The sequence below is a fragment of the Pseudomonas sp. NFACC45 genome, from assembly GCF_900113505.1.
Classification (GTDB): Bacteria; Pseudomonadota; Gammaproteobacteria; order Pseudomonadales; family Pseudomonadaceae; genus Aquipseudomonas; species Aquipseudomonas tehranensis.
Window position 1 is genome coordinate 23327 of the sequence record NZ_FOPO01000017.1, and the last position, 18992, is coordinate 42318.

At 62.1% G+C, this 18992-nt stretch carries 16 protein-coding genes; 8 read left to right on the forward strand and 8 right to left on the reverse strand.

Annotation, left to right across the window (positions count from 1 at the left end; genetic code table 11):
* Positions 1-17: 17 nt before the first annotated feature.
* On the reverse strand, positions 18-437 hold the full coding sequence (locus BM132_RS26235) for a polyribonucleotide nucleotidyltransferase (protein WP_092402234.1): 420 nt from the start codon (positions 435-437) through the stop codon (positions 18-20).
* Positions 438-532: 95 nt separating this feature from the next.
* Here BM132_RS26235 and hrpB point away from each other — a divergent pair, with 95 nt between their 5' ends.
* The 3 genes from hrpB to BM132_RS26250 all read left to right on the forward strand — a co-directional run bounded on the left by hrpB (position 533) and on the right by BM132_RS26250 (position 5535).
* Positions 533-3049: an ATP-dependent helicase HrpB gene (hrpB, locus tag BM132_RS26240; protein ID WP_092459738.1), complete on the forward strand. Its 2517-nt coding sequence runs from the start codon at positions 533-535 to the stop codon at positions 3047-3049.
* A gap of 110 nt (positions 3050-3159) precedes the next feature.
* The gene (locus BM132_RS26245; protein ID WP_092459740.1) at positions 3160-4212 is read left to right on the forward strand and encodes a LacI family DNA-binding transcriptional regulator; all 1053 of its coding nucleotides are present in this window, start codon (positions 3160-3162) and stop codon (positions 4210-4212) included.
* Between the two features lie 162 nt (positions 4213-4374).
* Entirely contained in the window at positions 4375-5535 is a 1161-nt protein-coding gene (locus BM132_RS26250; protein WP_092459741.1) for an L-talarate/galactarate dehydratase, read from the forward strand.
* Between the two features lie 59 nt (positions 5536-5594).
* Here the strand turns inward: BM132_RS26250 and BM132_RS26255 are convergent, their stop codons facing one another.
* Entirely contained in the window at positions 5595-6674 is a 1080-nt protein-coding gene (locus BM132_RS26255; RefSeq protein ID WP_092459743.1) for an endonuclease/exonuclease/phosphatase family protein, read from the reverse strand.
* Positions 6675-6765: 91 nt separating this feature from the next.
* Complete coding sequence (locus tag BM132_RS26260; protein WP_092459745.1) at positions 6766-7428, reverse strand: hypothetical protein; 663 nt, start codon at positions 7426-7428, stop codon at positions 6766-6768.
* Between the two features lie 178 nt (positions 7429-7606).
* On the opposite strand from BM132_RS26260, the gene BM132_RS26265 reads away from it, so the two are divergent.
* The 3 genes from BM132_RS26265 (at position 7607) to BM132_RS26275 (ending at position 9607) form a co-directional block, all read left to right on the forward strand.
* Positions 7607-8368: a DUF2076 domain-containing protein gene (locus tag BM132_RS26265; protein WP_092459747.1), complete on the forward strand. Its 762-nt coding sequence runs from the start codon at positions 7607-7609 to the stop codon at positions 8366-8368.
* 125 nt (positions 8369-8493) lie between these two features.
* On the forward strand, positions 8494-8973 hold the full coding sequence (locus BM132_RS26270; RefSeq protein ID WP_003185707.1) for a LabA-like NYN domain-containing protein: 480 nt from the start codon (positions 8494-8496) through the stop codon (positions 8971-8973).
* A 22-nt stretch (positions 8974-8995) separates the two neighbouring features.
* Positions 8996-9607 carry a 3'-5' exonuclease gene (locus BM132_RS26275; protein ID WP_092402255.1) on the forward strand — a complete coding sequence of 204 codons (612 nt, stop codon included), beginning with the start codon at positions 8996-8998 and terminating at the stop codon, positions 9605-9607.
* A gap of 129 nt (positions 9608-9736) precedes the next feature.
* Here BM132_RS26275 and BM132_RS26280 read toward each other — a convergent pair whose 3' ends face one another.
* On the reverse strand, positions 9737-10189 hold the full coding sequence (locus tag BM132_RS26280; RefSeq protein ID WP_092459749.1) for an Lrp/AsnC family transcriptional regulator: 453 nt from the start codon (positions 10187-10189) through the stop codon (positions 9737-9739).
* A gap of 161 nt (positions 10190-10350) precedes the next feature.
* Here BM132_RS26280 and yedA point away from each other — a divergent pair, with 161 nt between their 5' ends.
* Both yedA and BM132_RS26290 read left to right on the forward strand, forming a co-directional pair.
* On the forward strand, positions 10351-11253 hold the full coding sequence (gene yedA, locus BM132_RS26285; RefSeq protein ID WP_076386438.1) for a drug/metabolite exporter YedA: 903 nt from the start codon (positions 10351-10353) through the stop codon (positions 11251-11253).
* A 59-nt stretch (positions 11254-11312) separates the two neighbouring features.
* On the forward strand, positions 11313-12650 hold the full coding sequence (locus BM132_RS26290; RefSeq protein ID WP_092459751.1) for an RNA helicase RhlE1: 1338 nt from the start codon (positions 11313-11315) through the stop codon (positions 12648-12650).
* A 130-nt stretch (positions 12651-12780) separates the two neighbouring features.
* Here the strand turns inward: BM132_RS26290 and BM132_RS26295 are convergent, their stop codons facing one another.
* From BM132_RS26295 to BM132_RS26310, 4 genes are all read right to left on the reverse strand, one after another.
* The gene (locus tag BM132_RS26295) at positions 12781-14016 is read right to left on the reverse strand and encodes a TIGR03862 family flavoprotein (protein ID WP_092459811.1); all 1236 of its coding nucleotides are present in this window, start codon (positions 14014-14016) and stop codon (positions 12781-12783) included.
* Between the two features lie 217 nt (positions 14017-14233).
* A complete protein-coding gene (locus BM132_RS26300; protein WP_092459753.1) occupies positions 14234-15475 on the reverse strand; it encodes an OprD family porin in 1242 nt (413 codons plus the stop codon).
* A gap of 152 nt (positions 15476-15627) precedes the next feature.
* Positions 15628-17367 (reverse strand): acetyl/propionyl/methylcrotonyl-CoA carboxylase subunit alpha, encoded by a 1740-nt coding sequence (locus tag BM132_RS26305; protein ID WP_092459755.1) that lies wholly within the window; start codon positions 17365-17367, stop codon positions 15628-15630.
* A complete protein-coding gene (locus BM132_RS26310; RefSeq protein WP_092459758.1) occupies positions 17364-18983 on the reverse strand; it encodes a 5-oxoprolinase subunit B/C family protein in 1620 nt (539 codons plus the stop codon). The genes BM132_RS26305 and BM132_RS26310 overlap by 4 nt, the downstream gene beginning before the upstream one ends.
* Positions 18984-18992: the final 9 nt, after the last annotated feature.

The following is an 18992-nucleotide window of genomic DNA, read 5'->3' on the forward strand; positions in this document are numbered from 1 at the left end:
TCCTTCAATAGCGCCCATCACGCGGCTGGTTTAAGCCCGAGGGCGGCCAGTTGCTGGGCGTTGCCCTTGCTTTGGATCAAGCGTGGGTCGTCCAAGGGGAAACTGCGCCCCAGTTCGCTTTCCAGGATCGCTTGCAGCTTGAGGTTATTGACGCTGCCGTCGGCGTTGATGGCCGGCTTGAGTTTTTCTGGCTCGATCTGGACGCTGCGGCCGGGTTCGAAATAAATCGCCCCGGTGGCAAAGTCCACGGCGAACGCGATCAAGCCGGGGATGATGTAGAACAGCAGGCCGACGGCGTCCAGCGCAGCAATCGCCGGGTCGATCTTGCCGTCGATCTGGCCGCGACGGTCGGGGTAGAAGATCGAGCCGCAGGCGCTGATCTGGGTCAGCAGAGAGGCGACCAGAACGCCGCCGATCACGCGAAAGGGAATACGCATAGCAATCTCCTGAGCAGATAAAGGCGTTGCTGGTTGGAGTCCAGACCACGCTAAACAGTTCGCCGTTATACTCGGCCCTCTGTTTTGGAGCCAGCATGATTTCTTTGCCGATTGATGAAGTTTTACCCGCCCTGCGTCAAGCCTTGGCATCGCGCCAAGAAGCCGTGCTCGAAGCACCGCCCGGCGCCGGTAAAACCACCCGCGTCCCCTTGGCCCTGTTGAATGAGGCCTGGCTGGCCGGGCAGACCATTCTGATGCTTGAGCCGCGGCGCCTGGCGGCACGGGCGGCGGCTGAGCGACTGGCCAGCGAGCTGGGGGAAAAGGTCGGTGAAACCGTCGGCTACCGGATTCGGCTGGACAGCAAGGTCGGCCCCAAGACCCGCATTGAAGTAGTCACCGAAGGCATCCTCACCCGCCGCTTGCAGGACGACCCGGCGCTGGAGGGCGTGGGGCTGCTGATTTTTGATGAATTTCACGAACGCAGTCTCGACGCCGACCTGGCCCTGGCCTTGAGCCTCAATGGCCGGGAGCTGTTTCGCGACGACCAGCCGCTGAAAATCCTGCTGATGTCCGCGACTCTGGAAGGCGAGCGCCTGGCCGGGTTGTTGGACGATGCGCCGATTCTGCGCAGCGAGGGCCGCATGTTCCCGGTGGCAGTGCGCTGGGGCCGGCCGTTCCAGCCCGGCGAGTTCATCGAGCCGCGCCTGGTGCAGACCGTGCTCGAAGCGCTGCACGATGAAACCGGCAGCGTGCTGGTGTTCTTGCCTGGGCAAGCGGAGATCCGCCGGGTTCATCAGCAACTGGCCGATGCCTTGGGTGAGGGCGGCAATGTGCTGCTCTGTCCGTTGCATGGCGAGCTGGACCTCGCCGCCCAACGTGCGGCCATCGACCCGGCGCCGCCCGGCCAGCGCAAAGTGGTGCTGGCCACCAACATCGCCGAAACCAGCCTGACCATCAATGGCGTGCGGGTGGTGATCGATGCCGGATTGGCGCGAGTGCCGCGTTTCGATCCGGGCAGTGGCATGACCCGCCTCGACACCCAGCGTATTTCCCGGGCCAGCGCCACTCAGCGGGCCGGGCGGGCCGGGCGTCTGGAGCCGGGGGTGTGTTACCGGTTGTGGTCCGAAGACCAGCACGAACAACTGGCCGCTTATGGCAGCGCCGAGATTCTTTCGGCGGACCTGGCCGGGCTGGCCCTGCAATTGGGACGTTGGGGCGTGACGCCGCAGCAATTGGTCTGGCTCGACATTCCGCCCGCCGCCGCTTATGCCCAGGCGCAGGATCTGCTGCAACGCCTGGGCGCGCTGGACGGCGAGCAACTAACCCGGCATGGCCAAGCCATGGCCGAACTGCCGGCTCACCCGCGCATCGCCCATTTGTTGCTGCGTGGGCAGTCGCTGGGGCTGGCGGACATGGCGTGTAACGTCGCGGCGCTGTTGGGGGAGCGAGACATTCTGCGCGGCGCCGGTGCGGACCTGCACACGCGCCTGGCGTTGCTGTCTGGTGAAGAGCGGGCAGCCCGTGGTGCTCAGGGCGGGGTTCAACGGGCGCGGCAGCTGGCCCGGCAATATCGCGGTTACCTGCGGGGCAAGGCCGAAGAAGCCGTCGCCGACCCCGAACATCCGCGCTGGTTGGGCGCTTTACTGGCGTTGGCCTACCCGGATCGCGTCGCCCAACAGCGGCGGCCCGGCGGGGCGGAGTATCGCCTGGCCAACGGCCGCGCGGCGTTGTTTGCCGAGGCGGATAGCCTGATGAAACAGGCGTGGCTGGTGATCGCCGACCTGGGCAGTCGTCAGGGGCAGCGCGAAGAGCGGATCTACCTGGCGACGGACTTCGATCCGGCGCTGTTTGATTCGGTGCTGGCCGAGCAGGTACGCACGGTGGATCAACTGGATTGGGACGAGCGTGAAGGCATGTTGCGCGCCGAGCGCCAGCGCAAGGTCGGCGAACTGGTGCTCAGCCGTGAGCCACTGACCGGCCTGGATGAGTCGGCGCGCAGCCAGGCGCTGGTGAACCTGGTACGGCGCAAGGGCCTGGAGTTGCTGCCCTGGACGCCGGAGCTGCGGCAATGGCAGGCACGGGTGGCACTGTTGCGCCAGCTCGACCTGGAGGCCAAGGGCGAGAGCGATTGGCCAGATGTCAGCGATGGGGCGCTACTGAACACGCTTGAGCAGTGGTTGATGCCGTACCTGGGGCGCGTGTCACGCCTCAGCCATTTTGCCAACCTTGACCTGCCCAGTATCGTCCACAACCTGCTGCCCTGGCCCTTGCCGCAACGGCTGGATGAATGGGCACCCCATCATCTGAGCGTGCCTTCGGGCTCGTCGATTCGCCTGGACTACAGCGAGCATCCGCCGATTCTGGCGGTACGCTTGCAGGAACTGTTCGGCCTGGCCGACACCCCACGCATTGCCGGCGGCCGACAGGTCGTCAAACTGCACCTGCTGTCACCGGCGCGGCGACCGGTGCAAGTGACCCAGGATCTGGCGAATTTCTGGCGCAGCACCTATGCCGAAGTGAAGAAAGACCTCAAGGGGCGGTATCCCAAACATTACTGGCCGGACGATCCGCTGGTGGCCGAAGCCACGGCACGGATCAAACCCCGCAAGTGAAAAACCGCCGGTTTGGCCCGCCAGCACGGCGGCGCAAATGGTAGATTCACCGCCCCATCAACTGCTTTATACGCAGTCCCGGTTAGTTGGCTTCAGATTCGGAACAGTTCATGGCAAAGAAACCAGCAGCGCCCACCTCCCAGGCACCGATGACCGTGGCCACCAGGGGGTCGAGCCTGACGTTGATCGATGTGGCAAAGATTGCAGGCGTTTCGCCAATGACCGTTTCCAGAGCATTGCATCGCCCGGAACTGGTGAGCGAGAACACGCGGGAGAAGGTCCGCGAAGCGGTGCGCCAATCGGGCTATGTACCGAACATGCTGGCGGGTAGCCTGGCGAGCAACAAAAGTCGTCTGGTGGCGATTTTCCTGCCCACCATCGCTAACTCCATTTTTGCAGACACCGTGCAATCGCTGATGGACCGCCTGACCCACGCGGGCTATCAAACCCTGCTCGGTCTGACAGGCTACAGCGCGGAGCAGGAAGAAAAACTGCTTGAAGCCGTACTCGGTCGGCGCCCGGACGGCATCGTGTTGACCGGTACGCTGCATACCGAGTCAAGCCGCTTGCGACTCGCCCAGGCGGGAATTCCCGTGGTCGAGGCCTGGGATCTGAGTGAAGACCCTTTGGACATGCTGGTGGGCTTCTCACATGAAAAAGTGGGACAAGAGACAGCGCGACATTTGCTTAAAAAGGGTTACCAGCGCTTTTCCGTGGTGACCATCAGCGACCCTCGTGGCCTGCGTCGCTGCAACAGTCTTATCGCCGAGCTGAAGCGCCAGGGCATTGAAGAGGTGCCGATGGAAGTCCTGGCGCCCCCCGCTACGCTGGAGGTGGGCCGAGAGGGCCTTCGGCGGCTGCTGGATCTGCCGGTGCGCCCCGACATCGTGGTGTGCAGCTCCGATACCGTGGCTCAAGGTGTGTTGGCGCAAGCAGCCAGCCTTGGCCTGAAGGTGCCCGCTGAGCTGGCCGTCATGGGCTTCGGGGATCTCAGCAGCGCGGCACAGGTTTACCCGGCGCTGTCGACCGTCAGCGTTGACGGTGCCAGGATTGGCCTGCACGTGGCTGAGGCGCTGCTTGAGCGCTTCGAAAATCCCGGCGCCCACCTCAACCCCGTGCGGATCGACACCGGCTTCACGTTCATCGACCGCGCCAGTACCTGAACCTGGCAGTCGATTTTCCGGGGATTTGCGGGATTGAATGATTGCGCAATCAGTGTAGTATCGAGGCAAGAGACCTTCTGAAGCACCGGCGAAGGTCTTTTTTATGTCTCTTGATGATTGCGCAATCATCGTCGCCTTCAGAGCCTGTCCAAGGAGAGCCCCATGCTCGTACAACAACAAACACTCAAGTCCTCCGACGACGACCGCATTGCCTGGGTTCGTGTCGCTTCGGTGATCCTGCCGCTGGCCAATCCCATCAGTGATGCCAAGGTGCTCACCGGCCGACAGAAGCCGATGACTGAAATCGCCATCCTGTTTGCCGAAATCGAGACCGTCGATGGGCATCAGGGCCTGGGTTTCAGTTACTCCAAACGTGCCGGCGGGCCGGGACAATTCGCGCATGCCAAGGAAATCGCCCCGGCGCTGATCGGCGAAAACCCCAGTGACATTGCCAAACTCTGGACCAAGCTGTGCTGGGCTGGCGCGTCGGTGGGCCGCAGCGGTATGTCGACCCAGGCCATCGGTGCGTTCGACGTGGCGTTGTGGGATCTGAAGGCCAAGCGCGCCAACCTGTCGCTGGCCCGCTTGCTCGGTGCTCAACGTGACTCGGTGCGTTGCTACAACACGTCCGGTGGCTTCCTGCACACCCCGCTCGATCAGTTGATGAAGAACACCGACCTCTCGCGTGAAAAAGGTATTGGCGGCATCAAATTGAAAGTCGGGCAACCGGATTGCGTCATCGACATTGAACGGGTCAGTGCGGTGCGCAAGCACTTGGGCGACAACTTCCCGCTGATGGTGGATGCCAACCAGCAATGGGATCGCCCGACGGCCCAGCGCATGTGTCGGCAGTTTGAAGCGTACAACCTGATCTGGATTGAAGAGCCGCTGGACTGCTATGACGCTGAAGGCCATGCCGCGTTGGCGCAGCAGTTCGATACACCGATTGCCACGGGTGAAATGCTCACCAGCGTTGCTGAACACGCCGAGTTCATCAAGCAGCGCGGCGCTGATTTCCTGATGCCCGACGCACCACGAGTAGGCGGCATCACCCCTTACCTGAAGGTTGCATCAATGGCCGAGCAGGCGGGCCTGATGCTGGCCCCTCATTTCGCCATGGAACTGCACGTTCACCTGGCAGCCGCCTATCCAACCGAGCCCTGGGTCGAGCATTTCGAATGGCTTGAGCCGCTGTTCAACGAGCGTCTGGAAACCCGCGACGGTCGGATGTTGGTGCCCACTCGTCCCGGTTTGGGCCTGACGCTGAGCGAACAGGTCAAACCCTGGACGGTCCAGGCCGCTGAGACAGGTACTCGACCCTGATCACGTGTGGGTGATGCGCGCCAGCGCCACACTCGTCTGGCGACGAATGTGGCTTGCCGTCACGGCGTGGCGGGCAACAGGAATCGGGCAATCACCGGCAAATGATCGGAGATCCGCAAGGTATCGTCCTGCCTCACCCGAGCCTCGACCCGCTTGATCCGAGGGCTGTAGAACAGGTAGTCGACAGTGCGGTCAGGGCCGTTGAGGCCGGGGTCGTTAGGGTAGTGGGTCAGCCAGTGGGCGCGGTCGATGCCGCTGGCCTCGTTGTTGGTGGGGATCATCGGGTATTTGTCCCACAGCAGGTGCAACGGGCTGTCGGCGGAGTAGGGCGTGCGTTGCTCGGCAGGCAGGCGCCGGTATTGGCCCAGGGGGAGCAGGTTGAAGTCGCCGCCGATCAGCCAGGGCGTGCCTCGCGATTCAAGTTTGTCCAGGACCTTGCTCACGGCCCCGACCTGATTTGGCAGGGTTTCATCCGGTTGTGTGGCCCGTTCCAGATGCGTGTTGAGCACGACCAGGTGGCCGCCACTGCTCAGCGGCAGGTGACTGACCAACAAAGCGTTTTTCGGCTGGAACTGGCGGCTGATGAAATTGGCCCCGGCCACTGGCAACTGCACCCGTTCCGCTTGATCGATGCGGTAACGGCTCAACGTCGCCAACTGCCGGCCAACGCTGCCGAAGATATGCGGGTCGGGGATGAAATCGGCTTTCCAGTCAAAGGCGCTGGTGCTGCACGGATAGAGGTCGGTCAAGCGTTCCTGCAACAACTTGAGCTGATTCTGGTAGTCGCTGGCCTTGGCGCCGTCGTCCAGTTCTTGAAGCAACACGATGTCCGGTTGCTCGTCGCGAATGACCCTTGCCACTTCGTCGAGGCTGAAGGCCATGTCTTCGAGGGTCGGGCTTTCATCGTCACCGTGGGCCAGATCGTGCCAGAACACGTAGCGCTTGCCGGCCAGGAACTGGACGTTCCAGGTCATCACCTTCAAGGCCTGGCCAGGCACGAGCGTTGCGGTGTTGGCGGGGCAACTGACCGGCAGTGCTTCCCGGGGCTGTGGGCGCCAGGTCAGGCTGTAGATCGACAGGGCGGCCAGGCCGAGAATCAACAACAGGCCCAGCAAGGTGTAGCGCAATAGACGGGTCATGGCTCGACTTAAATGGGCGTTACGCAAAAGTGATCCCGAGCATAACCGAGAGCAGTTGCCGAGCCCAAGCCCGTCACCTGCGCAGCAGTCGTCAACGGTTGTCAGGTTTTTCCGTGACCAGCATGAACATCCGGAACAGCACCACGGTGGTGAACAGCTGCAGGAAGCTGTGAACGCTGTCGATCAGCAAGGCGATCAGCGGGTTCTGCGGCGGCGGGTACACCGACAGGCTGGCGCCCTTGAGCAGCCAGAGCGGGACCATCACGCAAAGAATGCACAACAGGATGCGCCAGAAACTGCCGCGGCTCAGGCGCAGGCTTTCCTTCATTGCTGCCAGCGGAGTCAGGCCGCGCAGCACCAGCAGGTATTCGCCAAAGGCCAGAACCACCATCAGCCAGAGGCCCGGCAGGAAGTACAACGAAATGCCCACCAGAATCAGCAACGTATTGAGTGCGGTCAGCAGGGCAAAGCGTGGCCACAGGGTCAGGGCCGTCGCGAGAAGGTCACGGGGACGGGGCGATTCGCCGCGACTGCGGGCGTCGAGAAACAGAATCAGCGCGGCGGTGTAGAGCGGGTATATCAGCAGCCCGACGATCAGGCTGTAGCCGGAAAAACCTTCGGGGCCCACGACGCTGTCCACGCCTTGTTGCAGCACGGCCTCGAGGATCACCAGCGGCAGGCACAGCTGGGCGATCCGGCCAAGATGGCGCTTGAAGAAATACAAAGAGTCGCGCAGCACGTCAAACGGATTCATGAGTCGGTATCGCAGGTCAAAAAGCGGTCCGACACTTTAACCGATCAGGCGCCTGCACAAGCAAACGTAAACATCAGGTAAAGACCATTGAAAGCTCTGAGCCCAGCCCCATTACTGGCTGGCACCGGTCCTGTAGGGCCGGCATGGTTTTTTTACCCGGCAATCTGATGAGGTCGCCATGAACAGCGAAGAACAAACCCTGATCGATGGACTGTTTTCACGGCTGCAACAGGCCGAAAAGGATTCAGCCCCGCGCGATGCCCAGGCCGAGGCGCGGATCAAGGAACATATGACCCGCCAGCCCGCAGCGGGCTATTTCATGACCCAGGCGATTCTGGTGCAAGAGACGGCGCTCAAAAGCCTCGACGAGCAGAACAAGCAGTTGAGCCAGCAGATCGAGCAGTTGCAGGCGGACCTGCAACAGGCCCGCCAACAGCCTCCAGCGTCCAGCGGTGGTGGCTTTCTCTCGAGTATTTTCGGTGGCAGCTCGCGCGACTCACGTTCAACGTCCGCTCCAGGCGCTTCGCCTACGAGCGGGGGCGGCTGGCGTGAACCGGCGCGGCCTGGCTTCAATGCGCCACCCCAGCAGAACTACACCCCGCCGCCGGCGCCCTACGGCGCAGCGCAACAGCAGGCTCCTGGAACCGGCAGTTTCATGAGCGGCGCGCTGAAAACCGCGGCTGGCGTGGCCGGGGGCGTGATGCTGGCCCAGGGCATCAGCAGTCTGTTCCACGGTGCCCAGCAGCCTCAGGAGGTGGTCGAGGTCATCGAGCAAGCGCCGGCTCAACCGGTCAATGACACGGCAAGCAGTGACAGCGGCTGGGGCGATGACTCAAGCGTCGCGGGTAACGATGCCTATGGCAACGACCAGAGCGGTTTCGCCGACGCCGACTACGGCGACGATTCATCTTTCTTCGGCGATGACGACTCCTTCGTCTGACCTGCCATTCGTCCGGGGCGCCCTGGTGCCTCGGACCGATTATTCGCGGAACATTCCTCTGGGCTGGCATACTGGGCAACTTTTCCGGCCCGCTCTGCTGGCTTGTGCATTCAAGAGGAAACGCGGTGAAAAAAATCGCAGTGTTCGCCGATGTCCAGAACCTCTACTACACCGTGCGCCAGGCTTATGGTTGCCATTTCAACTACGCGGCCTTGTGGGCCGATGTCAGCAAACAGGGGCAGATCGTCGAGGCCTACGCGTATGCGATCGATCGCGGTGACAGCAAGCAGCAGCAATTCCAGCAGATCCTGCGCAACCTGGGGTTTGTCGTGAAGCTCAAGCCTTACATCCAGCGCAGCGACGGCTCGGCCAAGGGCGACTGGGACGTGGGCATCACCCTGGACATCATGGACGCAGCCGATCACGTTGACGAAGTGGTGTTGGCGTCCGGTGATGGCGATTTCGACATGCTGCTGGAACGCATCATCAGCAAACACGGGGTTCAGGCGGTGGCCTATGGTGTGCCGGGGCTGACGGCCAACTCGCTGATTCGCGCCGCCAGCCGCTACGTGCCGATCGAAGGCGCGTTGTTGCTCAAGAATTGATTTTTACGGAGTTCAGACAGGTTTGGAACGCATCGCAGTCATCGACTTTGAAACCACCGGCATCACGCCGAGCAGCAGTTGCCGGGCCACCGAAATCGCCGTGGTGATCCTCGAACAAGGCCGGATTGTGGATCGCTATCAGAGCCTGATGAACGCCGGTGTGCGCGTGCCTGCGTTCATCGAGCAACTGACCGGCATCAGCAACGCCATGCTGCGCAGCGCCCCGTCCGCGGAAAAGGTGATGAACGAGGTCAACGAGTTCGTCGGCATCACGCCGCTGCTGGCCCACAACGCCGCGTTCGACCAGAAGTTCTGGGACTTCGAACTGGGCCGGATCAAGCGCACCCGCCTGCAGAATTTTGCCTGCTCACTGCTGCTGGCCCGGCGCCTGATGCCGACGGCGCCGAACCACAAGCTCGGCACGCTCAACACCTTCGCCGGCCTGCCTCACACGGGCCAGGCTCACCGGGCCATGGCCGACGCCGAAATGGCCGCCAACCTCACCGCGCACCTGGCGACGCAGCTGCGGCAACAGCACGGGCTGCGGGAGTTGTCCCACGATCTGCTGTGCAGTTTGCAGAAAGTGCCGGCGGCGAAGATCAACGAGCACCTCAAGCGCCATCGCGGGTTCTGACCACACCACCGAAAAAAATGTGGGAGCGAGCCTGCTCGCGATTGCGGCGTGTCAGTCGACATTGATGTTGGCAGATCCAACGCTATCGCGAGCAGGCTCGCTCCCACAGGTTGATCTGTGTGAAGCAGGTTATTTTCCGTTGCCTTCCAACTGCCCCAGCGGCGCGCGCTTTTCAATCGCGCTGGACAGCACGATCGAGGTCTTGCTGAAGCCAAACTTGGCGATGCGGTTGATCAGCTCTTCCAGTTCCGGCATAGAGCCGACGGCCGCTTGCATGATCACGCACGGGTCGCCTGTCACCCGATGGCATTCGGTCAGTTGCGGGATTTTGCACAGTTCGTCGTAGGTCTTCTGGTTGCCATGCTGGTTCATCCGCAGTTCGATGACGCACTGCACCGGCAGGCCGATTTTCGCCATGTCGACTTTTGCTTGATAGCCGGTGATCACGCCGCTGGCTTCCAGCTTGCTGACCCGCTCGGCCACGGCCGGGGCCGACAGGTTCACTTTGCGGGCCAGTTCGGCGTAGGACGCACGACCGTTTTCCAGCAGGGCACTGAGCAGCATGCGGTCGTACTTATCCACGGTTCGGGCTCCCAGGGGGCTGACTTTCGAAAGTACGGTTTATAGCGCTGATCTCCGTGTTTTGAAAAGTGTACGGTTCGGATAAACAGGTTTTGTAACTTATTTTCCGCCTGTCGCCTTTCTAGAATAGCGTCTCTCATTGTCCTGACTTCGAGCTGACCATGCCTGGCCCACGCCGTTTCCCCTTGCCATTGATCGCTGCCTTTTTTGCCCTGTACGTCATCTGGGGGTCGACCTACCTGGTGATTCGCATCGGTGTGGAGCATTGGCCGCCGCTGCTGCTGGCCGGGATTCGTTTCGTGATCGCCGGCTCGCTGATGTACGGTTTCCTGCGCTGGCGCGGGGCGCCGGCACCGACCTGGGCGCAGTGGAAGGCGGGGGCTGTGATCGGCGTGTTGTTGCTCAGCTTCGGCAATGGCGCGGTCAGTGTCGCCGAGCACACGGGCGTGGCGTCCGGGGTGGCGGCGCTGGCCGTGGCGACGGTGCCTTTGTTTACCTTGCTCTGCGGATATTTCTGGGGCGCCCGTAACACCCGTCTGGAGTGGGCGGGGATTGTGCTGGGGTTGATCGGCATTGCCATGCTCAACCTGGGTTCCAACCTGCAATCGAGCCCGCTGGGCGCGACCTTGCTGCTGTTCGCGGCGGCGTCCTGGGCCTTCGGCTCGGTATTGAGCAAGCACCTGCCGCTGCCGGCGGGGGCGATGGCCAGTGCCGTGGAAATGCTGGTGGGCGGTGTGGTGCTGTTGATTGGCAGCGTGGCCAGTGGCGAGCACCTGGACAGCATGCCGCCGCTGGAAGGCTGGATCGCCCTGGCCTACCTGACCTGCTTCGGTTCGATCATTGCCTTCAACGCCTACATGTACCTGCTCAAGCACGTACGTCCGGCGGCGGCCACCAGCTATGCCTACGTCAACCCGGCGGTGGCGGTGTTGCTGGGCATTGTGTTCGCCGGTGAAACCATCGGGATCGAAGAGGCCCTGGCGATGTTGGTGATCATCAGTGCCGTGGTGTTGATCGGTTTGCCCCAATGGCGCAAACCCAAGCCTGCGCCGGCCGAATCCTGATTTAGGGTAAACTGCCGCGCATTGCACACCTTGCGCTGATTTTTTCCTACGGTACTTCCATGACTTTCGCCACCCTTGGCCTGATCGAACCCTTGCTGCGCGCCCTTGAGACGCTTGGCTACCAGACCCCGACCCCGGTGCAGGCCCAAGCCATGCCGGCGGTGCTGGCCGGTCGCGACCTGATGGCCGCGGCCCAGACTGGCACCGGCAAGACCGCCGGTTTCGCCGTGCCGCTGTTGCAGTTGCTGACCACCGAGGGGCCGAAGGTCAGTGCCAACTCGGTACGGGCGCTGATTCTGGTGCCGACCCGTGAACTGGCCGAGCAGGTTCACGAAAGCGTGCGCCAATACGCGCAAAACCTGCCGTTGAGCACCTATGCAGTGTACGGCGGCGTCAGCATCAACCCGCAGATGATGAAGCTGCGCAAAGGGGTTGATCTGCTGGTCGCCACGCCGGGACGCTTGCTCGACCTGTTCCGCCAGAACGCGCTGAAGTTCAATCAGCTGCAGACCCTGGTGCTGGACGAAGCCGACCGCATGCTCGACCTGGGCTTCTCCGAGGAGCTGGCGAATATCTATAAAGCGCTGCCGAAGAAGCGCCAGACGCTGCTGTTCTCGGCAACGTTCTCCGACGCGATCCGCTTGCTGGCCGGGCAAATGCTCAATGATCCGCTGAGCATCGAAGTGAGCCCGCGCAATGTGGCCGCCAACACCGTCAAGCAATGGGTGGTGACGGTGGACAAGAAGCGCAAGCCAGAGTTGTTTGTGCACCTGATGCGCAAGAACAAGTGGAAACAGGTGCTGGTCTTTGCCAAGACCCGCAACGGTGTCGATGCGCTGGTGGAAAAACTCCAGGGCATGGGCGTCAATGCCGACGGCATCCACGGCGATAAACCCCAGGCCACCCGCCAGCGGGCGCTGGACCGTTTCAAGGCCAGTGAGATCCAGATCCTGGTGGCCACCGACGTCGCCGCGCGTGGGCTGGATATCGAAGACTTGCCGCTGGTGGTGAATTTCGATTTGCCGATCGTCGCCGAGGATTACATTCACCGTATCGGTCGTACTGGCCGGGCGGGTTCCACCGGGGAAGCGATTTCCCTGGTGTGCGCCGATGAAGTGAATCTGCTGTCAGCCATCGAAACCCTGACCCGTCAGACGTTGCCACGGCAGATGGAACAGGACTTCGAGCCTGAGCATCGGGTGCCGGACACCGATGCCAGCGGCCAGGTCATCAAGAAGCCGAAAAAGCCGAAGAAGCCGAAAGCCTCGGGCGGTGGCGGCAAGCGCAACCTGGGCAAGTGGGTCGACAGCGGCGACGCCTCGCCCGTGGAGCCTTCGGTCAAACCTGTGCGCAAAGTCCCGGTGTTCAATACCGGGCCGCGTAAGCGTAAGCCTTGATCTCAAAGGTCTCCTGAGACCCGTAGGAGCTGACGAGTGCAACGAGGCTGCGATCTTTTCCCAGACCATTGAGTCATGAGCGAAAGATCAAAAGATCGCAGCCTCGTTGCACTCGTCAGCTCCTACGAATTCAACCATTCAAAAATTCCAACATCCCTAGGCCAGCCGCCCGGCCGCTGGCAAAGCAGGCCGTGAGCAAATAGCCGCCGGTCGGTGCTTCCCAGTCGAGCATTTCCCCGGCACAGAACACGCCAGGTATCTGCTTGAGCATCAGGCGTTCGTCGAGGGCTTGGAAGGTCACGCCACCGGCACTGCTGATGGCTTCGTCCAGCGGGCGGGTTTTTACCAGGGTGATGGGCAAGGCCTTGATTGCCTGGGCCAGCCGCGCCGGGTCGGCGAAACAATCGGCAGGTGTTTGCTCGCGCAACAGCGCAGCCTTGACCCCATCGATCCCCAATTGACTGTGCAGGTGCTTGGCCACCGAGCGTGAACCGCGAGGCTTGCTCAACGCTTGCTGGATCTTGTCCAGCGGCCGGCCCGGCAGCAGGTCCAGATGGATCGTCGCGCTACCGTGCTGGTTGATGGCTTCGCGAATCGGCGCCGACAGGGCATAGATCAGACTGCCTTCGATACCGGTAGCGGTGATCACGCATTCGCCGAGGCGCGGCTTGTCATCGTTCAGGCCGATGGCGACATTTTTCAGCGGGGCACCGGCGAATTTGCTGACCATCAGATCGCTCCAGGCCTGCACGTCGAATCCACAATTGCTCGGCTGCAGTGGCGCCAGGGCTACGCCGCGCTGTTCCAGGGGCAGCATCCAGGCACCGTCCGAACCCAGGCGTGACCAACTACCACCGCCCAGGGCCAGCAGCGTCGCGTTGGGCTGCAACGCCTTTTCGCCGTCGGGGGAGGCTATTTTCAAGCTGCCGTCCGGGTTCCAGCCAAGCCAGCGATGGCGGGTGTGGATCACCACGCCGGCATCGCGCAGCCGCTTGAGCCAAGCGCGCAGCAGCGGGGCGGCTTTCATGTCGGTCGGAAATACTCGTCCGGAACTGCCGACAAAGGTATCGATGCCCAATCCGTGAATCCATTCGCATAACTCCTGCGCACCGAATGCCCGCAGCAGCGGGGCGATATTGGGCGCGCGCTCGCCGTAGCGGGACAGGAACGGCGAGAAGTCCTCCGAGTGGGTGATGTTCATGCCGCCGACACCGGCCAGCAGGAATTTTCTGCCCACTGAGGGCATGCCGTCGTACAGGTCGACCTGTATCCCGGCCTGGCTCAACACCTCGGCCGCCATCAGGCCGGCAGGGCCGCCGCCGATGATGGCGATGTTTTGGGGGGAGGGTTTGGAGGCTTGGTTCATTGCGCGCGATGTCTGGCGGATCAGGGAGGGCATTCTATCAGCTCAGTTCCCCTGATCCGTGTCGGTAATCTGCTGTAGGAGCTGTCGAGCGAAGCGAGGCTGCGATCTTGCCCCAGACAATTGAGTCCAGAGCAAAAGATCAAGAGCAAAAGATCGTCCGAACGCGGCCCGAGCCTTCGGCAGCTCCTACGGGGATCGCTTGCCTACGGACAAGGTTTTACCAAAGCGCCAACGTGTAACTCACGATCAGACGGGTCTCATCCAGGTCATTGCCAAAGTTCGAACGAACCGTCGCGTTCCTGAGTTTGACCCCGAGATTCTTCAATGAACCACTTTGGATCACGTAACCGATGTCGGTATCGCGCTCCCACTCTTTACCCGTGTTACTGCCTGCGACTTGGGCATTGTCGCCGTTGACATAACGCGTCATGAAGGTGAGCCCGGGGATGCCCAGCGCGGCGAAGTTGTAGTCATAGCGCAGTTGCCATGAGCGCTCCTGGGTGTTGGCGAAATCGTTGATCTGTACGAAGTTGACGAGGTAGGGGTCGCTGTTGGCGATGTAGGGGAACGGATCGTCTCCGCTCATGCGCTGATAGGCGGCCGTGAACACGTTGGCGCCCAGGGTGTAGGAAACCAGCCCGTTCGCTGCCCGGTTATCGAGGGGGCGGAAGTGACCATCGTCGGTACTCTTCGAATAGCGCAGATCGAACTTCAGCGACTGTTGTGCGGCGAGGGGAATTTCATAGACGACGCCGCCAAAGAACTGCCGATAGACATTTTCCAGGTTGCCATAGAACAAACTTGTGCTGAGGGTTTTGTTGAAACTGTAAGTACCACCGGCAAAGCGGAAGTCATCACTGACACCGCCGATGCGGTTACCGGTGAAGTCCTGATAGTTGGAGGAACTGTTGAATTTTATTTGTTCCAGCTTGCCCCCTTGCAGGACCCACTGATCAATGTCGCTGGACGTCAGTAGCGCGCCTTCGAAAGTTGACGGCAACAGGCGCGTGTCATTGCTCGATACCACAGGCGTGCGGAAGGCGAGAGAGCCGACTTTCAAAACAGTTTGCGAAACTTTCGCCTTGGCGGTGAGTTCGAGTTTGGAATATTCGTCCTGTGAGCCGCGGCCGTTTTTCGAACCCAGGTCAGCCGGTAACAGGCCCGTGCCACCGGACCCATCACCGCCGTCAAGCTTGAGGCCGAGCATGCCAACGGCGTCGATGCCCAGGCCCACGGTGCCGGCGGTATACCCCGACTCCAGGCGCATCATGATGCCCTGCGCCCATTCTTTTGCCGCGTCACGCTGGGCCGTGGGTGGGCCGTTGCGAAAGTCGCGATCAAAGTAGAAGTTGCGCAGTTCTACACTGGCCTTACTGTCGGCAATAAAATCGGCAGATGCCGCCAATGGAAAAACCAACGCGCAGGTACCCGCCACCGCAAAAGCCTTGTTGATCAACATGCTCTTTATGCTCCAGATAACGCCAGATTGAGGGTGTGTGTTTTATCGTTAGTGTCTATGCAACATGACATCGAACATTTTTTGCGGGCAGCACGCGGCAACCGGGTTATTCACCCGTTGCGCGTGTTATCTGCGTAAGGAAAACGTTTGGATCAGTGAGCGGTTTCGATGCGGCCGATGATCGAGCCGGCTTCGAAATAGGCGCCTGCCTGTTCAGCAATCCGCACCTTGCCGTCAGCAGGGGCCAGGATCGAGGTTTCCATTTTCATCGCTTCGATAACGGCGACCACTTGACCGGCGTTCACCGCTTCGCCGTCTTCGACGACCCAGGTATGCAGATTGCCCGCGACCGAGGTGCGTAGTGCGTGTGGATCATCCAACTCGCTTGGGGCCGTGCGTTCGCCCGCCGTGGCCGGGGTGTTCAGGCTCAAGCCGCGCAACAGCTCGGCCGGCAGGCCCAGTTCGTGGCGCTTGCCGTCGATTTCGACGAACGTGCGCAGCACCTCAGTGTCGGCCGACATGGCGTTGCGTGGTGCGAGGGTGATCTGGTCAGCGAAGTCGGTTTCGATCCAGCGCGTATGCACGGCGAATCGACCCGCGCCCGTGAAGTCGTCATGGTCCATCACGGCCCGGTGAAATGGCAGTACCGAGGCGATACCCTCGATATTGAATTCGGCCAGGGCGCGCCGGGCGCGCACGATCGCCTGCTCGCGGGTGGCGCCCGTGACAATCAGTTTGGCCATCATCGAATCGAAGGTGCTGGGCACTTGCGAACCGCTGGTCACGCCGCTGTCCAGGCGTACGCCCGGGCCAGAGGGTGGCTGGAAGGCGGTGATGTGTCCGGGGGTCGGCATGAAACCCTTGCCTGCGTCTTCGGCGTTGATGCGAAATTCGAAGCTGTGGCCGCGCGGTGTCGGCGTTTGGCTGAAGGACAACGGCAAACCATCGGCGATGCGCAGTTGCTCGATCACCAGGTCGACGCCGGTGGTTTCTTCGGTTACCGGATGTTCGACCTGCAACCGCGTGTTGACCTCCAGAAACGAAAGCGTGCCATCCTGACTGAGCAGGAACTCCACCGTGCCGGCACCGACGTAACCGGCCTTGGCGCAGATATCGTGGGCGGCCTGATGAATGCGCTGGCGCTGTTCTTCGCTGATAAAAGGCGCTGGCGCTTCCTCCACCAGTTTCTGGTTGCGTCGTTGCAGCGAACAATCCCGGGTCCCTACCACGACCACCTTGCCGTGTTTGTCAGCCAGGATCTGCGCTTCGATATGCCGAGGGCGGTCGAGGAACTGTTCGACGAAACATTCGCCACGACCAAAGGCCGCTTCGGCTTCGCGCACGGCCGAGGCGAACAGCTCGGCGACTTCGTCCATGCGCCAGGCGACTTTCATCCCGCGCCCGCCGCCACCAAAGGCGGCCTTGATGGCAATCGGCAGGCCATGTTGTTCGGCAAAGGCCAGCACCTGGGCTGCGCCTTCGACCGGTCCTGGCGTACCGGCTACCAGAGGGGCGCCGACCTGTTGGGCCAGTTTTCGCGCCTGGACCTTATCCCCCAGCACATCGATGGTTTCCGGGTTGGGGCCGACCCAGATCAGCCCCGCGTCGATCACTGCCCGGGCGAAATCGGCCCGTTCCGACAGAAAACCATAACCCGGGTGCACGGCGTCGGCGCCGCTGCGTTTGGCGACGGCAAGCAGTTTGCCAATGTCGAGATAGGTTTCGGTCGGACGCTGACCGTTCAGTGAATAGGCTTCGTCAGCCTGGCGCACGTGCAGGGCATCGATGTCTGCGTCGGCGTAGACGGCGACAGATTGCACGCCGTAGTCGCGGCAGGCGCGGGCGATGCGTACGGCAATTTCACCACGGTTGGCGATCAATAATTTTTTCATGGGATTTTCTTCGCATCGGCAGTTGGAAAAGAAGCAGCTGTGCTGGGTTGAATCTCGTGGAATTCATCCAGTGGGTTGAAGCGAATCTGCGCGTTGACCGGTATTTGTCCGGCCAGATCCAGATGATGGCTGGCCACCACGGCGATCACCGGATAGCCGCCGGTCAATGGGTGGTCCGCCAGGAACAGCACGGGTTGGCCGCTGGCCGGAACCTGGATGGCGCCCACGCAGGTGCCTTCGCTGGGCAACTCCTGGTGATTGCTGCGCGTCAGCGGCGTTTCCCCGGCCAGACGAATGCCGACCCGATTGGATTGCGCGCTGACCCGCCAGAGTTGGCTGCTCAGGCGCTTGATGGCGTCCTCGGTAAACCAGTCGGTGCGGGGGCCCATGACCACGTCGAGGGTGACGATGTCGCTTGCCGTTGGCAGTTCAAAGGCCGGCGCTTCGTTCAGCGATACGCTGGTGCCCGTGCCGAGTGTTGCAAAACCCAGGCGGTCGCCGGCGGCCAGGGCAGGGGGGCCGACTTGGGCCAGGGTGTCCGTGGACAGGCTGCCGAGCACGGGCGCGACGTCAAACCCGCCGCGAATCGCCAGGTAGCTGCGCAGCCCCGCCTTGGGTGAACCGAGGCTGACACGATCGCCCTCGTCCAATTCGATGGGCTGATAGTTGGGTGCTTGCCATTGCAGGCCGCCGGCCGTGGTGATACTGACCGGGGTCTGGGCGCCGGTGACAGCGATCACGGTGCAGCCATGGCAGACAACACTCAAACCGCCGAGTAGCGCTTCGATGCAGGCCATGTTCGAGCGGTTGCCCACGGCGCGGTTGGCCGCTCGCAGGGCACTCAGGTCCAGCGCCCCGGATTTGGACACGCCTTGGCTGGTCTGGCCGGGACGCCCCAAGTCCTGCAGGACGCTGTGCAGTCCGGGGGTGATGATTTCCAGGCAGGCGCCGCTGTGTGGGGCGGCGCGTGTCGGCGGGGTGGGCGCAGGCAAACCGCCGGCCGGAAGAGGGCCGGCATCGGTAAAGCGAACCTTGTAACCGGGGCGTAACAACGCCGGTTCATCGCGGTTCAGGTCCCACATGCGTGAGGGCGTAACCCCGATGATCTGCCAGCCGCCGGGGCTGGCTTGCGGATAGACGCCGCTGAACTCACCGGCCAGGGCCACGGCGCCGGCGGGGATGCGGGTGCGCGGGGTTTGCCGGCGCGGCACCTGGAAGCCGGCACCGTCGGTGAGGTAGGCGAAGCCTGGGGCAAAACCGCAGAAGGCCACGGTGTAGTCATGGGCGGTGTGGCGGCGGACCACCTCGTCGCGGCTCAGGCCCAGCAAAGTGGCGACTTCGTCGAGGTCTTCACCCGTGTAGTGCACAGGGATTTCCACTCGACGATGTTCGTGCGCGCGGCGCTGGCTCAAATCCTGGACAGCGATACGGTTAACCAGCACCTGGCGTTCGATGGCGCTGGGGCGGAACTCGATCAGCAACGTTCGAGCGGCGGGAATGATGTGCTCCACCCCGGCAATGGGCTCGGCCATCAGGGTGTCGTACAACGCCAGGGTCTGGTCGAGGTCTTTCAATTCGACGAGCAGGGCGTCCAGGTTGACCGGTAGAAAACGCACGGGAGACTC

What these genes read in the sequence shown, in the direction of transcription:
- BM132_RS26255 (WP_092459743.1), bottom strand. Translation starts at nt 6,674, where the DNA reads ATGACCCGTCTATTGCGCTACACCTTGCTGGGCCTGTTGTTGATTCTC.
- BM132_RS26245 (WP_092459740.1), top strand. Translation starts at nt 3,160, where the DNA reads ATGGCAAAGAAACCAGCAGCGCCCACCTCCCAGGCACCGATGACCGTG.
- hrpB (WP_092459738.1), top strand. Translation starts at nt 533, where the DNA reads ATGATTTCTTTGCCGATTGATGAAGTTTTACCCGCCCTGCGTCAAGCC.
- BM132_RS26305 (WP_092459755.1), bottom strand. Translation starts at nt 17,367, where the DNA reads ATGAAAAAATTATTGATCGCCAACCGTGGTGAAATTGCCGTACGCATC.
- BM132_RS26300 (WP_092459753.1), bottom strand. Translation starts at nt 15,475, where the DNA reads ATGTTGATCAACAAGGCTTTTGCGGTGGCGGGTACCTGCGCGTTGGTT.
- BM132_RS26260 (WP_092459745.1), bottom strand. Translation starts at nt 7,428, where the DNA reads ATGAATCCGTTTGACGTGCTGCGCGACTCTTTGTATTTCTTCAAGCGC.
- BM132_RS26250 (WP_092459741.1), top strand. Translation starts at nt 4,375, where the DNA reads ATGCTCGTACAACAACAAACACTCAAGTCCTCCGACGACGACCGCATT.
- BM132_RS26235 (WP_092402234.1), bottom strand. Translation starts at nt 437, where the DNA reads ATGCGTATTCCCTTTCGCGTGATCGGCGGCGTTCTGGTCGCCTCTCTG.
- BM132_RS26290 (WP_092459751.1), top strand. Translation starts at nt 11,313, where the DNA reads ATGACTTTCGCCACCCTTGGCCTGATCGAACCCTTGCTGCGCGCCCTT.
- BM132_RS26265 (WP_092459747.1), top strand. Translation starts at nt 7,607, where the DNA reads ATGAACAGCGAAGAACAAACCCTGATCGATGGACTGTTTTCACGGCTG.
- yedA (WP_076386438.1), top strand. Translation starts at nt 10,351, where the DNA reads ATGCCTGGCCCACGCCGTTTCCCCTTGCCATTGATCGCTGCCTTTTTT.
- BM132_RS26295 (WP_092459811.1), bottom strand. Translation starts at nt 14,016, where the DNA reads ATGAACCAAGCCTCCAAACCCTCCCCCCAAAACATCGCCATCATCGGC.